The following is a 13,227-nucleotide window of genomic DNA, read 5'->3' on the forward strand; positions in this document are numbered from 1 at the left end:
CCCCCCCCCCCCCCCCCCCCCCCGATTGACAACCCGAAGACGGCAACCCAGATCATAGAACGCGTCTCGTGGGCTCGGAGATGTGTATAAGAGACAGGTATAAACCTTCTTATGTACACATCTTTTTCACTTCCTTTTTTAAATTAGATATTATTCTTTTTTCCAGTCTTGAAATATAAGACTGAGAAATATTTAGCATATTTGCAAGTTCTTTTTGAGTTTTCTTCTCTTTCCCGTTTAAGCCAAAGCGATAATTTATGATTTCTTTTTCGCTTTCTTTTAAATTATTAACTGCTTCAAGCATAATTTCCTTGTTAACATCTCTGTCTATTTTATCTTTTACAGGGTCTGTTGCTGTTCCCAGTATATCTGAAAGTAAAAGCTCATTTCCGTCATAATCTACGTTTAAAGGTTCATCAAGAGATATTTCACCTTTTATTCTGTTTACTTTTCTAAGATGCATTAATATTTCGTTTTCTATGCATTTTGATGCGTAAGTTGCAAGTTTTATGTTCTTTTCTACTTTAAATGTTTTAACTGCTTTTATAAGTCCTATTGTTCCGATTGAAATTAAATCTTCCACCCCTGTTGAAGATGTATCGAATTTTTTTGCTATATATACTACTAACCTTAAATTTCTCTCTATCAAAATTGTTTTTGCAGCATTATTTTCACCCTTTTGAAGTTCATTCAAAATTCTTGCTTCTTCTTCCTTTGTTAAAGGAGGAGGTAACATATAAGAACCCGAAATATAAAATAATTTATTCTTTTTGTTTTTTCTAAATAAAGTAAATAACTTAAACATAAAGCCCCCTGTTTATTTTAATATTGATAACGGAAGAAGAGCCAACGACTCATTAATATCTAATACTCCAACACATGGATTATAAATTGTCTTTTTAAAATCCTTTTTTTCTATAATGATTTTGTCTAAATTTAAGATAGGTAAAATGATTTTTTCTCTTTGATAATTTAAAAATGTATAAGAAAGTCTTTGTTTTAAATCGAAAGGAAGGTTATTATATGTATTCAAATAATCGTTATAATTCATTATTTTAAAAGATAAACTCAAATTTAAAAGATTTTTAATAATATCTTTATCAATTATTATTACGTCTTTTCCCTTTGAATTCTTAACGAGATTTCCCGTATCTAAAAAACCTTTAAATGAAATAAATCTATCTTTATAATAAAGAGTACATATGTAATTCAAAGAAGGATTCTTTACTCTCCTAAAAAATAAATATGCAAGTACATAAGTAAAAATTACAAATAAATGTTTCTTTTTAAAACTCATATATCCCACCTCGAAAAACATTTTACATTCTTTGGATAAATGATTTTGTCATAATGAAATTATATGAATTTGTTATAAAAGAATATAATAAAATCAAAATTTTAATTTATTATTTATTCTTTATCACATTAAAATTCTTTATTGTAACAAGAAAATAAAAACAGCACTTAATTGTTTTCAAGTGCTGTTTTATGTTAAATTAATTTTATTTTGCAAGAGATTTAAGACTTTCTCCAGTTAAACGATAAACGCTCCATCCTTCCATTGGTACAGCTTTTAGAGATAAATAAAAATCTATGCTTGGTTTGTTCCAATCAAGACAAGACCATTCAAGTCTTCCACATCCTCTTTCGACTGTAATTTTAGCAAGTTGTTTTAACGTTGCTTTTCCAAGACCTTTGTTTCTGTATTCTTCAAGTACAAATAAATCTTCAAGGTATATACCGCTTCTTCCAAGGAATGTTGAAAAATTATGGAAGAACAAAGCAAATCCTACTTCTTTTCCATCATATAAGGGAAATATAACTTCTGCTTTTTCTTTTTCAAAAATCCATTCTTTAAGTAAATCTTCTGTTGCCACTACTTCGTCAAGAAGTTTTTCATATTCCGCAAGTTTCTTAATAAAATCAAGAATTAAGCCTGTATCTTCTTTTTTTGCAAATCTAAATGAAATTTTACTGTCCATTATTACTCCTTACATATTTATTCCTTTTTTTCTTAAACTTATTTCACCGCTGTTAAAGTTTCTTATTTCACCCTCGTTTGTTTTTATCTTAATAGAAAAATCTTTGTTTAAATCAATAAGGGTTCCTTGAATTGTTTCATTTCCGATAAAACAAGTTACTTCCTCGTTTAAGTATAACATTTTTTCTTTATATTCCAAATATAAAGCTTTTTTGTCAAAATTAATATATCTTTTTTCAAAGGCATTTAAAAATTTTGCTATAAACTTATTTCTGTTTTCTTTTCTTCCCGTAAAGTCATTTACAAATCCAACTATATCTTCTATTTCTTTTGGAACGGGTGTATCTTTTGGACGGTTTATATTTATTCCAACACCTATAATCACACTGTCTATACTTCCGTTTTCAACGCTTAAAATTCCCTCTGTTAAAATTCCGCAAATCTTTTTTCCGTTTATATAAACATCATTTACCCACTTAATGTCGCAGTCAATACCGCATATTTCCTTAACTGCTTCCACTACACTTAAACCACATATTATAGTAATTAAATTTATGTCACTTACGCTGAATTTTGGTTTTAACAAAACACTTATAAAAGCATTTGAGTTTTTTGGGGAAAAGAAACTTCTTCCTCTTCTTCCTCTGCCTAAAGTCTGCTCATTTGCTATTATGGTTCTTCCTTCTCTTTTTTCACTATTTTCCATATTTTTAAAATAGTTAAGAGTAGAATCTATGCTTTCTACTATTTCAAGTTCTCTTCCTATTAAAATGGTATTTAGAAATTTTTCTATTTCTTCTTTGTTTAAATAACTTATATCGCTATTTAGCATATATCCTCTGTTTTTTATGGAAGATATATCATAACCTTCGTTTTTAAGCAGATTAATATTCTTCCAAACGGCATTTCTCGATACGTTAAGTTTATTTGCTATAAAGCCCCCTGAAACAATTTCTCCGCTTTTCACTTTTAATATTTCAAGTATTTTATCTTTATTCATGTTTTTCACCCATAAATATATTATAAAACAAAAATTCATATGTCAACATTAAATATAATATTGGTTGACATATGAATACATTTATTTTTATTAACTTAAAATATAACTTTTTATTTTATCATCTTCTATTATTTGGTTTATCTTTTTTAAAGTCTGTTTTATATCGAATAATATAAGTTCTCTTCCGCTTTTTCTATATAAGTTTACGTTTATATTTATTAGATAATAAGCTACCATTTTTGCATATTCAGGATAATAATCTATCCAAATTTTAATGCTTTGGATAGTGTGCCTTGAAAGTATATAGTTTTTAATATCTATACAATTTAAGTATCCCTTTAGAAGAAAACTAAATTTATTATCTTTATATTTCTTTGAATATTTTGCGTTTTGTGCAATAAGGTAAATTGCAATATGTTTATGATATAAGTTTTCACTATAAAGCATTTCTTTAAACACATCAAAATAGCAATACACATCTTCTTTTATTTTGCTTCTTTGTCTTAATATCAAAAATGAATTATAACGTAAATTATTATTTTCATTTTTAAGGTTATAGGTAAGTTCTTTTATCTCATTTTTAGTTAAAATATTAGCAAGTTTATTTATATCATCTCTTGTAATATTTTTTACTTCCATTTATAAATCAATATCAATTAAAACAGGACAATGGTCAGAACCCATTACGTCAGAATATATTTTTACATCATTTATTTTATCTTTTATTCTATCGCTTACGATAAAGTAGTCAATTCTCCATCCGGCATTATTTTTTCTTGCATTAAAACGATATGACCACCATGTATATACTCCTGTAGTGTCAGGATAAAGGTATCTGTATGAATCAACAAAACCTTTAGATAGTAAAGCTGTCATTTTATCTCTTTCTTCAATTGTAAACCCTGCATTTTTCTTATTTGTTTTAGGGTTTTTAAGGTCAATTTCAGTGTGCGCAACATTTAAGTCTCCACATAAAATAACAGGTTTTTTCTTATCAAGTTCGCATAAGTAATCTGTAAAATAATCTTCCCATTCCATTCTGTAATCAAGTCTTTTTAATTCGTTTTGTGAATTTGGAGTATATACATTTACAAAATAGAAATTATCATATTCAAGAGTTACAACTCTTCCCTCTGTAGAAAATTTTTCATCATCAAGACCGTATTTTACGCTTATAGGTTCATTTTTAGCAAAGCACGCAGTCCCGGAATACCCTTTCTTTTCAGCATAGTCCCAGTAATCATGGTGGTTTTCCATTTCAAGTTCAATTTGTCCTTCTTGAAGTTTTGTTTCTTGTACAGCAAAGATATCTGCATCAATTTCATTAAAAAAATCCATAAATCCTTTATTTACACAAGCCCTAAGCCCGTTTACATTCCATGTTACAAATTTCATTATTTTTTCCTCTCTTTATCTAAATTTTTTATATCTATATATTTATATTCATCTATGGTTAATGTATCTTTAAAATATATGTTAAACTTATTCGGGGTTTTGATTAAATTTTCTTTTTCTATTTTACTTAGTCTTTTTATTCTGTATTCAAGTTTAGAAGAAAGAACTCTGTTTTCGCTTTCCCATACGGCTTCCAGTTTTTTTGCATGATGCTTTAGAGTATACTTGGCACATTTTTCTCCTCTTTCAAAATGCTCTTTCATTCTTCTTTTTACATCTGTTGTAATACCCGTATAGATTGAATTATCTTCACATCTTAACATATATGTATAATACATTTTATTCTCCCCATATGTTTTACTATGCTTATTATATACGATTAAATTTTTTTTACAACTTAATTTAAAATAAAAAAGAGGCTAAGCCTCTTTTAAAATACGACCATTCCATAAAATTTTATATCTTCATTTTTATAATCGTTTTTTTGTATAACAAAATCATTTTCACTATATCCTATGTTTAAAGCTGTTTTTAAAGCATCTATTCCACATCCAGACATTTGTGGTATAACTTGTTCTTTATGTTTACAATCCGGATAAGTGCATTTTTCATTATAAAATTCTTCACATACATTACATACCTTAGCTCCAAAAATAAAGCACTCTTTATCTTCTTCCTTTAAGTATTTTTTTATTTCCCTAAGAACATTATCAACTTTATCCATATTTTCACACTGAATAAGCATACATTTTTTATATTCTTTTAATATATTTTCTATTTCCTTATATTGAGGAGAAGAGGGCGGACAACCTTGCTTTTTATCATAAAAAGGACACCCCTCTTTGCATTTTTCTTTTGCATCATAAAGAATTACCACTGAGTTTGTATCTTTAATTTTTGCATTTAGTGCGCCAAACTCAACTGCTTTTTTAATTAATTGTTCCATAATTTATATATCCTTTTTATTTAATATTAAAATATATTGTATAATATCATATTTATAATATATAAAAAAGGAGGGTCTCCTCCTTTTTTATTCAATCATTATTAAGCCATAGAAGTTTATTCCGGATTCACTCCAGTCCTTTCCTCCATCTTCACAAGGAAGAACTTTAAAACCGTCTTTTCTTCCCCATCCTTTTACGCCATGTTCTTCATATCCGTTGTTAATCACCGTTTGTATAACATCTATACCGCTTCCGTCCATTTGCGGTATTACTTTATCTGCATGTTTACAATTTGGGAAAGTACATTCTTCGTTATATTCATCCCTGCATATTTCGCATTTTTTCGCACCAAATCCCAATGCTTTATAATATCCATTTTTACCAAGATAATCAAGCATTTTTCTTACTACTTTGTTTACATCGTATGGATCCAAACATTGTATAAGCAAAACATCTTTATAAATTTCTAAAAGTTCTCTTGTTTCTTTATATGTTGGTGCAATTGGAGGACAGCACTGTCTTTTATTATAATTCTTACAACCGTATTTACATTTATTTAAAGTCCATGGAGCAGTTACCACAGTTTTTGGGTCAATCATTTTTGCCGTTACAGCACCAAATTCTATTGCTTTTTTATTTTTAATATATACCTTTTTACATTTCATCCGGACGTTTTGTATAACGTCTTATAACTATATCATCAAGAACAGAATTGTTTCTATGTGATAATACAAAAGTAATAATTTCTGCAATTTCTTCTGGTTTACAAGACATATTTTCTTTTAAATCCCCTCTTGCAATTTTTGCCATTGGTGTTTCAACGGCAGAAGGATATAAATTATGTACTCTTATGTCATCTTCAAATAATTCTATATTTAAAACACCGTTTAATGCTTTTTGAGCAAATTTTGTAGAGCAGTACGCACCTTGATGATAATGAGGATAAACACCTGAAGATGAAACTATTGAAATAATATCGGCATTTTCCGATTCTTTTAACATTTCATAACAGGCCTGTGTCATTGCAAGATTTGAATATACGTTGATTTCGTATAACTTCATAAATTCTTCTTTTGTAACTTCTAAAAGAGGTTTTCTCAAAGCAACTCCTGCGCTGTTTATTAATGTATCAAGCTTTCCAAATTCTTTTTTACAGTATGCTGCTATACTTTCACATACCTTTTTATCGCACAAGTCCCCTACATAATATTTTACATTTTCCCCAAGTTCATCACTTAGTTTTACAAGAGCTTCTTCGTTTATATCACAAAGCAGAACCTTCGCACCGTTATTTACCATTTCTCTTACTATAACACTTCCTATTCCGCCTGTTGCTCCTGTTACGATTATTACTTTATCTTTTAAAGCGTTCATTTCTTCTCCTTTATTCAAGACCCATTTTTTCAGCTACAATATCTGCTGCAATTCCTATTAATTCAAGACAAGTTGTTCCGCCACTGTGTCTTTGTTCTAAAAGCTCTGGACATCTTGAAAAATTGTATCTTTCTCTAAATTCTTCAACAAGTTCTTTTATAGTATCATAACTTTCTTTTTTGCTTTCTTGGTCACTTGGAATATCCCAGTTGCCAAAGTATCCTGAAACTATTGCCATACCTGAAACAGCACCACATACTTCTCCTGAATATCCAAGTCCACCGCCCATGTTTGCTACAAGTTTTGCAAGCTTGTCTTTTTCTATTCCAATTTCGTTGCTAAATGCCAAAACTACAGACTGGCAGCAGTTATATTTTTCATCATGAAATTTTTTCGCTCTTTCACCGTATTTTCCCATGTTAGTTTCTCCTTTTTAAATCTTAATAACATCATTATGTTACCATTATTTTAACGTTTTGTAAAGTAAATTGAATGTTATATAGTATAAATATTATGATGTTTCATAGGTGCTTTTTGTGTTTAAATTATAAATATATATTCTATTTTACATAGATAATTTTTGTATAAATAAATATAGAGGTAAACTTATAATCATTATAAATAGTAATTATTAAATGAAAAATATATAGTAAAATATGTATAGAATTCCCTTTTTATATAAGTCTAACGATATAATTAAACCATGACAATTTCCATATAAAATAAAAAAAGTTTACAAAAGTAACACAAAACTATTGAAATTATTTACGAAAAGATATATAATATACAAAAATAATTAAATGTACAATTAAATAGCGGAAGAGAATGATAGAGAAACCGCAACATATTACACTTATATTCGTAGGTGTTTTATGTTGTTTTTTTGTATTTATAAGGAGGAAGTAATGAAAGAAATTTATGATGTACTGGTTATCGGTGCAGGTGTTGTAGGCTGTTCAGCAGCAAGAGAACTTTCTAAGTACAATTTAGACATTGCAGTACTTGAAAGAAGAGAAGATGTTTCTTGTGGGACATCAAAAGCAAATTCCGGTATGATTCACGGTGGTTATGACGCTACATACGGGACACTTAAAGCTAAATTATCAAAAAGAGGAAACGAACTTTTTACAATTCTTGATAATGAACTTCACTTTGGTCATACAAGATGCGGTTCACTTGTTTTAGCTTTTGATGATGAAGATATTGAAACACTTAAAAAGCTTCAAGAAAACGGAAATAAAAATGGTGTAGAAACAGAAATAATCGATATTGACAGAATTCATGAAATAGAACCTAATATTTCAAACGAAGTTAAAGCTGCCCTATACTGTAAAACAGCAGGTATTGCAATGCCATTCCAATACTGTGTTGCATTAGCTGAAAATGCTATTGATAACGGTGTAGAATTTTTCTTTAACGAAGAAGTAACTGACATAACAAAAGAAAACGACGTATTCACAGTAAAAACAAAAGATAATGAATACAAAGCAAAATACGTTATCAATGCAGCAGGTGTATATGCTGATAAAATTTCAAGCATGATTTGTGAAACAAACTTTAAAATCACACCAAGAAAAGGCGAATATATGTTACTTGATTCATGTGAAGCTGATAAAGTTCACCCAGTTATATTCCCTACTCCAAAAGCTCATTCAAAAGGTATTGCTCTTACAAGATCACATGACGGAAACGTACTTGTAGGACCAAATGCAGAATATGTTGATGATAAAGAAGATGTTTCAACAGATGCAAAAACTTTAGATGAAGTTTGGAAACAAACAGATAGATTCCTTATAAATAAACTTGATAAAAGCAAAGTTATTACACAATTTGCAGGGCTAAGAGCCGTAACAGACTCTCAAGACTTCATAATCGAAGAAAGCTCAACAAAAGGCTTTATCAATGCCGCAGCAATTCAGTCTCCTGGATTTACTGTTTCTTATGCAATAGCAGAAATGCTTGTTGATATATTAAAAGAAGCAGGACTAAGTTTAGAAGAAAACAAAGACTTTAATCCTAATAGAAGAGGATATGTTGACATGGCGAAAATGTCACAAGATGAAATAAACGAATTAATTAAAAAAGACCCAAGATTTGCAAGAGTAATCTGCAGATGCGAAACAATTACAGAAGGTCAAATCGTTGATGTATTACACAGAGGTATTAAAGTAACAACTCTTGATGGTGTTAAGAGAAGAATGAGAGCCGGCATGGGAAGATGTCAAGGCGGATTCTGTTCTCCAAGAGTAATGGAAATCATTAAGAGAGAATACGGAATGAACTACGAAGATGTTACTAAAAAAGGTAAAGAGTCTTATATTCTAACAGGAAAGCTTGGAAAGGGAGGCAAAAACTAATATGAAAAATTACGATTTAGTTATTATTGGCGGAGGTCCTGCGGGACTAAGCAGTGCGATTGCCGCAAAAGAAAACGGAGTTAAAGATATACTTATTCTTGAAAGGGACGTAAGACTTGGCGGTATCTTAAACCAATGTATACATAACGGTTTCGGACTTCACAGATTCAAAGAAGAATTAGCAGGTCCGGAATATGCAGGAAGAGATATAAAAACAGTTGAAGAACTTGGTGTTGATGTAATGCTTGACACTATGGTTATTAAACTTGAAGAAGACAAAACAATTCATTTTCTTAATAAAGAAATGGGATATCAAACAATAAAACCTACAGCTGTTATTCTTGCAACAGGATGTAGAGAAAGAACAAGAGGAGCCTTAAACACTCCTGGAGCAAGACCAAGCGGTGTTATGACTGCCGGTACAGCTCAAAGATTTATCAACATGGAAGGTTATATGGTTGGTAAAGAAGTTGTTATCTTAGGTTCAGGTGATATCGGATTAATTATGGCAAGAAGAATGACATTAGAAGGTGCAAAAGTAAAATGTGTTCTTGAGTTAATGCCTTACTCTAACGGTCTACAAAGAAACATCGTTCAATGTCTTGATGACTTTAACATTCCTTTGAAACTTGCTCATACTGTTGTTGACATCAAAGGAAATGAAAGATTAGAAGCTGTTGTAGTTGCAAAAGTTGACGAAAACAGACAACCAATTCCTGGAACAGAAGAAACAATTCCTTGTGATACACTTTTATTATCAGTTGGTTTAATTCCTGAAAATGAACTTTCTAACATGGCAGGAATTGAAATTGACCCTAAAGTAAGAGGACCATTCGTATCTCAAAACAGACAAACAAGTATCCCTGGTGTATTTGCCTGTGGTAATGTTTTACAAGTTCATGATATGGTTGACTTCGTTTCAACAGAAGGATTTATTGCAGGAAAAGGTGCTGCTGAGTATATTAAAAACGGCGATACAGTAAAAGAAGACTTAAAAACAAAAGCAGTTCTTCCTATCTCTTACACTATTCCTCAAAATATTTCAACAACAAACTTAGATGAAGATGTATCAATGTTTATGAGAGTAAACAGGGTTGTTCCAACAGGATTTGTTGTTGTAAAACTAAACGGTGAAGAAATATACAGAAAGAAAGAGCTTAAATTCTTACCTGGTGAAATGATTAACATAACAATTAAAAAAGATTTAATCAAAGACCAAAAAGGCGAACTTACATTTGAAATTGAGGAGGCAGAATAATGAAAAGAGAATTAACTTGTATATGCTGTCCAAGAGGTTGTAGTTTAACAGTTGAATACGAAGGAAAAGAAGTATTTTCAGTAGAAGGCAACTTCTGTCCAAGAGGAGATAAATACGCAAGAGAAGAAGTTGTAGAACCTAAAAGAGTTATAACTTCAACAGTAAAAGTTGAAGGAGGGAAAGACGCTGTAACAAGCGTAAGAACAAACGGAACTGTTCCAAAAGCAAAAATATTTGAAGTAATGGATGAAATAAACAGTATTACTTTAAAATCCCCTGTTAAAATCGGAGATATTGCTAAAAAAGATATCTGTGGTACCGGTGTTGACCTTGTTGTAACAAGAGATAATTAATAAATAATAATAAAATGTAAAATCCATTAAAAACCCGATATAATTTAAAGTTATATTGGGTTTATTTTTTTTTTTCTTAATGATATAATATATCAGGAATTTGGAGGATAATGTACATATGAACAATAATTTTTTTGAAGCACTAAAGAGAAATCCTATTATTGCATCTGTTAGAACGGAAGAAGAAGTTGACAGAGCCATAAAAAGCAAAGCGGAAGCAGTATTTATAATTCATATAGATATGAATCATTTAATAGAACAGGTAAGAAAAATAAAGAAAGCTGGAAAACTTGTTTTTATACATGTTGATTTAATACCGGGCTTTTCATCTTCACCTTTGGCACTGGAATACATTTATAAACTTACAAAACCCGATGGAATACTTACAACAAAAAAATCAATAATAAATAAAGCAAAATCACTTAACTTAATAAGCATACTTAGAGTTTTTGTTATTGACTCCCCTACAATTTCATCTTGTTCAAAACTTATAAAAGAAGTAAAACCGGATGTTGTTGAAATATTACCGGGGATTGCTCCAAAAGCAATAAGAAAAATAAAAGAAAAAGTTAATATACCTATAATATCGGGTGGTTTAATAGAATATAAAGAAGAAGTTATCGACTGTATAAAAAGCGGTGCAATTGCAGTATCTTCTTCAAGTGATAAATTAATTAAATAAAATAAAGTCCGATATTAAAATATTTTATATCGGACTTTTTATATTGAAAGGTAGTTTTATGAAAGAAAAACATTTAGGTCGTGCTCATACTTTTTTAAGAATATTTTTTATAATATTATTATTTATTATTCAAATTTTTTGTATGTTTATTTTTACGTATTTATTAAAAAAACATGCTGTTTTTGCCTATGTAATAATTGAAATATTTAGTATTTTGGTTTTAATTCATTTAATGGCCGATGAAAGAAACTCCGCATATAAAATGTTATGGATTGGTATAGTTCTGCTTCTTCCAATCGTTGGACATATTATGTATGATTTATGGGGAAAAACTCATTCACATATAAGAAAACATACTAAAATGCAGGATGAAATAGATAAGGTAAACTCTTATCAAAATATGGACGGAAAGGTTTTAAGTGAAATAGAAGATGATGATTCACAACGCTTATCTTCATATCTTACAAACTACTCCTTCCCTCCTTATAAAAACAATTCACTTGACTTTTATTATTCCGGAGAAGAAACCTTTGAAAATATAGTTAAAGATATAAAAAATGCTAAAAAGTTTATATTTATAAGCGTGTTTACTCTTTCAAAAGGTGACTTGTTTGATAAAATATTTAATATTTTAAAGCAAAAAGCAAGTGAAGGCGTTGAAGTAAAGATTATGTATGACGATGTAGGGTCTATTTTAAAAATCCCTGCAAACGTAAAAAAACGTCTTGAAGAACAAGGTATAGAAGTTACTATATTTAATGCAATACACAAAAATGCATCAAAACAATATTATAATTATAGACTTCACCAAAAGATAATTATAATCGACGGAAACATATCTTATACAGGTGGAATCGACATAAAAGATAATAATTGGAATAACATCTTACATGAAAGCTATAAAGACTGTTCTCTTAAAATTACAGGAGATGCAACTTGGAGTTTTACATTAGTATTTATAGGAATGTGGAATACAACTGACCATAAAATAAGTGATATAGAAAAATACAGACCAAGTCATGATATAACAAATGATGTAATATGCCAGCCTTTTGCAGACGGACCTTCAAATTATGTTCAGTTTGCGGAAGATATGTATAAATATCTTATAAATACAGCAAAAAATACTTTGTATATAACAACACCTTGCTTAAATTTAGACGATGAAATGATAGACGTACTTTGTTTATGCGGTAAAAGCGGTGTAGATATAAGAATTGTTACACCAAAACACTTCAATAAGAAAACAAACAAATATTTAAGTGAATTTAACTTTGGAAGACTTTTAAAAAACGGTGTAAGAATTTACGAATACAATAAAGGATATTTGCACAGTAAAATTATCTTAAATGATTTTGCAGGAATAATAAGCACAATAAACATGAATTTCAGAAGTTTTTATATTCAATATGAAAATGGAGTTTTTATAATAGACAAACCTTTCATTAAAGATATAAAAACACAGATTGATGATATTATGAAAGACTGCGATGAAATTACTTATGATGAATGGCTTCATCGCTCAAAGAAAACAAAAATAATTCAGTACATTCTAAACGTGTTTAAGTGTCAATTATAAAACAAATTGACAGGAAAAGAAAACCTATGGAGAAAAGCAGAATTGCCATTAATACGGCCTTTATATTCATTTTACTTGAACTTGTTATAGGAATATTACAAAAGTTTATAACTCTTCCGGATTTATTTGAAACGGTTAAATCAACCTTTCTTGGAATAGGAGTAATAGCACTTATATTTTATTTTATATTTAGAATAAAAGAAAAATAATTAAAACAGACTAAGCTGTTCTACATTATTATAATGTTTATTTATTTTTTTCATATAATTTGAACTAATATTATATTTCTTTCTTATAAAAT

17 protein-coding genes are annotated in these 13,227 nt (G+C 29.3%); 6 read left to right on the forward strand and 11 right to left on the reverse strand.

Annotated elements, in window-relative coordinates; translation table 11 throughout:
* Window positions 1-109: 109 nt before the first annotated feature.
* From sigE to ACTQYZ_RS09695, 11 genes are all read right to left on the reverse strand, one after another.
* A complete protein-coding gene (gene sigE, locus ACTQYZ_RS09645) occupies window positions 110-805 on the reverse strand; it encodes an RNA polymerase sporulation sigma factor SigE (RefSeq protein WP_441021490.1) in 696 nt (231 codons plus the stop codon).
* A gap of 12 nt (window positions 806-817) precedes the next feature.
* Window positions 818-1,297, reverse strand: a complete 480-nt coding sequence (locus ACTQYZ_RS09650) for a sigma-E processing peptidase SpoIIGA (protein ID WP_441416505.1) — start codon at window positions 1,295-1,297, stop codon at window positions 818-820.
* A 205-nt stretch (window positions 1,298-1,502) separates the two neighbouring features.
* Entirely contained in the window at window positions 1,503-1,982 is a 480-nt protein-coding gene (locus ACTQYZ_RS09655; RefSeq protein ID WP_441021494.1) for an N-acetyltransferase family protein, read from the reverse strand.
* 9 nt (window positions 1,983-1,991) lie between these two features.
* Complete coding sequence (locus ACTQYZ_RS09660) at window positions 1,992-2,981, reverse strand: biotin--[acetyl-CoA-carboxylase] ligase (RefSeq protein WP_441416506.1); 990 nt, start codon at window positions 2,979-2,981, stop codon at window positions 1,992-1,994.
* Window positions 2,982-3,071: 90 nt separating this feature from the next.
* Window positions 3,072-3,620, reverse strand: a complete 549-nt coding sequence (locus tag ACTQYZ_RS09665) for a hypothetical protein (RefSeq protein ID WP_441416507.1) — start codon at window positions 3,618-3,620, stop codon at window positions 3,072-3,074.
* Window positions 3,621-4,376 carry an exodeoxyribonuclease III gene (locus tag ACTQYZ_RS09670; RefSeq protein WP_441021500.1) on the reverse strand — a complete coding sequence of 252 codons (756 nt, stop codon included), beginning with the start codon at window positions 4,374-4,376 and terminating at the stop codon, window positions 3,621-3,623.
* The gene (locus tag ACTQYZ_RS09675) at window positions 4,376-4,714 is read right to left on the reverse strand and encodes a GIY-YIG nuclease family protein (protein ID WP_138269544.1); all 339 of its coding nucleotides are present in this window, start codon (window positions 4,712-4,714) and stop codon (window positions 4,376-4,378) included. The genes ACTQYZ_RS09670 and ACTQYZ_RS09675 overlap by 1 nt, the downstream gene beginning before the upstream one ends.
* Window positions 4,715-4,806: 92 nt before the next feature.
* The gene (locus tag ACTQYZ_RS09680; protein WP_441416508.1) at window positions 4,807-5,322 is read right to left on the reverse strand and encodes a DUF2284 domain-containing protein; all 516 of its coding nucleotides are present in this window, start codon (window positions 5,320-5,322) and stop codon (window positions 4,807-4,809) included.
* Between the two features lie 87 nt (window positions 5,323-5,409).
* Window positions 5,410-5,988, reverse strand: coding sequence for a DUF2284 domain-containing protein (locus ACTQYZ_RS09685; protein WP_441416509.1), 579 nt, complete (start codon window positions 5,986-5,988; stop codon window positions 5,410-5,412).
* Window positions 5,978-6,697 (reverse strand): SDR family oxidoreductase, encoded by a 720-nt coding sequence (locus tag ACTQYZ_RS09690; RefSeq protein WP_329380380.1) that lies wholly within the window; start codon window positions 6,695-6,697, stop codon window positions 5,978-5,980. Before ACTQYZ_RS09690 ends, ACTQYZ_RS09685 begins: the two co-directional genes overlap by 11 nt.
* A gap of 10 nt (window positions 6,698-6,707) precedes the next feature.
* Complete coding sequence (locus ACTQYZ_RS09695; protein WP_441021506.1) at window positions 6,708-7,115, reverse strand: C-GCAxxG-C-C family protein; 408 nt, start codon at window positions 7,113-7,115, stop codon at window positions 6,708-6,710.
* A gap of 487 nt (window positions 7,116-7,602) precedes the next feature.
* On the opposite strand from ACTQYZ_RS09695, the gene ACTQYZ_RS09700 reads away from it, so the two are divergent.
* The 6 genes from ACTQYZ_RS09700 to ACTQYZ_RS09725 all read left to right on the forward strand — a co-directional run bounded on the left by ACTQYZ_RS09700 (window position 7,603) and on the right by ACTQYZ_RS09725 (window position 13,135).
* Window positions 7,603-9,054: an NAD(P)/FAD-dependent oxidoreductase gene (locus ACTQYZ_RS09700; protein ID WP_441416510.1), complete on the forward strand. Its 1,452-nt coding sequence runs from the start codon at window positions 7,603-7,605 to the stop codon at window positions 9,052-9,054.
* Between the two features lies 1 nt (window position 9,055).
* A complete protein-coding gene (locus ACTQYZ_RS09705) occupies window positions 9,056-10,312 on the forward strand; it encodes an NAD(P)/FAD-dependent oxidoreductase (RefSeq protein WP_441021510.1) in 1,257 nt (418 codons plus the stop codon).
* Window positions 10,312-10,665: a DUF1667 domain-containing protein gene (locus tag ACTQYZ_RS09710; RefSeq protein WP_138269537.1), complete on the forward strand. Its 354-nt coding sequence runs from the start codon at window positions 10,312-10,314 to the stop codon at window positions 10,663-10,665. Before ACTQYZ_RS09705 ends, ACTQYZ_RS09710 begins: the two co-directional genes overlap by 1 nt.
* Window positions 10,666-10,783: 118 nt before the next feature.
* Complete coding sequence (locus tag ACTQYZ_RS09715; protein WP_138269536.1) at window positions 10,784-11,347, forward strand: glycerol-3-phosphate responsive antiterminator; 564 nt, start codon at window positions 10,784-10,786, stop codon at window positions 11,345-11,347.
* 142 nt (window positions 11,348-11,489) lie between these two features.
* Window positions 11,490-12,926, forward strand: a complete 1,437-nt coding sequence (locus ACTQYZ_RS09720; protein WP_441022042.1) for a phospholipase D-like domain-containing protein — start codon at window positions 11,490-11,492, stop codon at window positions 12,924-12,926.
* The gene (locus ACTQYZ_RS09725; protein WP_441021513.1) at window positions 12,914-13,135 is read left to right on the forward strand and encodes a hypothetical protein; all 222 of its coding nucleotides are present in this window, start codon (window positions 12,914-12,916) and stop codon (window positions 13,133-13,135) included. The genes ACTQYZ_RS09720 and ACTQYZ_RS09725 overlap by 13 nt, the downstream gene beginning before the upstream one ends.
* Window positions 13,136-13,227 lie beyond the last annotated feature (92 nt).

The organism is Anaerofustis sp. LCP19S3_F7 (assembly GCF_052119445.1).
Classification (GTDB): domain Bacteria; phylum Bacillota; class Clostridia; order Eubacteriales; family Anaerofustaceae; genus Anaerofustis; species Anaerofustis butyriciformans.

What these genes read in the sequence shown, in the direction of transcription:
- ACTQYZ_RS09710 (WP_138269537.1), top strand. Translation starts at nt 10,312, where the DNA reads ATGAAAAGAGAATTAACTTGTATATGCTGTCCAAGAGGTTGTAGTTTA.
- ACTQYZ_RS09675 (WP_138269544.1), bottom strand. Translation starts at nt 4,714, where the DNA reads ATGTATTATACATATATGTTAAGATGTGAAGATAATTCAATCTATACG.
- ACTQYZ_RS09720 (WP_441022042.1), top strand. Translation starts at nt 11,490, where the DNA reads ATGTTTATTTTTACGTATTTATTAAAAAAACATGCTGTTTTTGCCTAT.
- ACTQYZ_RS09690 (WP_329380380.1), bottom strand. Translation starts at nt 6,697, where the DNA reads ATGAACGCTTTAAAAGATAAAGTAATAATCGTAACAGGAGCAACAGGC.
- ACTQYZ_RS09670 (WP_441021500.1), bottom strand. Translation starts at nt 4,376, where the DNA reads ATGAAATTTGTAACATGGAATGTAAACGGGCTTAGGGCTTGTGTAAAT.
- ACTQYZ_RS09700 (WP_441416510.1), top strand. Translation starts at nt 7,603, where the DNA reads ATGAAAGAAATTTATGATGTACTGGTTATCGGTGCAGGTGTTGTAGGC.
- ACTQYZ_RS09680 (WP_441416508.1), bottom strand. Translation starts at nt 5,322, where the DNA reads ATGGAACAATTAATTAAAAAAGCAGTTGAGTTTGGCGCACTAAATGCA.
- ACTQYZ_RS09655 (WP_441021494.1), bottom strand. Translation starts at nt 1,982, where the DNA reads ATGGACAGTAAAATTTCATTTAGATTTGCAAAAAAAGAAGATACAGGC.
- ACTQYZ_RS09665 (WP_441416507.1), bottom strand. Translation starts at nt 3,620, where the DNA reads ATGGAAGTAAAAAATATTACAAGAGATGATATAAATAAACTTGCTAAT.
- sigE (WP_441021490.1), bottom strand. Translation starts at nt 805, where the DNA reads ATGTTTAAGTTATTTACTTTATTTAGAAAAAACAAAAAGAATAAATTA.
- ACTQYZ_RS09660 (WP_441416506.1), bottom strand. Translation starts at nt 2,981, where the DNA reads ATGAATAAAGATAAAATACTTGAAATATTAAAAGTGAAAAGCGGAGAA.
- ACTQYZ_RS09685 (WP_441416509.1), bottom strand. Translation starts at nt 5,988, where the DNA reads ATGAAATGTAAAAAGGTATATATTAAAAATAAAAAAGCAATAGAATTT.
- ACTQYZ_RS09705 (WP_441021510.1), top strand. Translation starts at nt 9,056, where the DNA reads ATGAAAAATTACGATTTAGTTATTATTGGCGGAGGTCCTGCGGGACTA.
- ACTQYZ_RS09715 (WP_138269536.1), top strand. Translation starts at nt 10,784, where the DNA reads ATGAACAATAATTTTTTTGAAGCACTAAAGAGAAATCCTATTATTGCA.
- ACTQYZ_RS09650 (WP_441416505.1), bottom strand. Translation starts at nt 1,297, where the DNA reads ATGAGTTTTAAAAAGAAACATTTATTTGTAATTTTTACTTATGTACTT.
- ACTQYZ_RS09695 (WP_441021506.1), bottom strand. Translation starts at nt 7,115, where the DNA reads ATGGGAAAATACGGTGAAAGAGCGAAAAAATTTCATGATGAAAAATAT.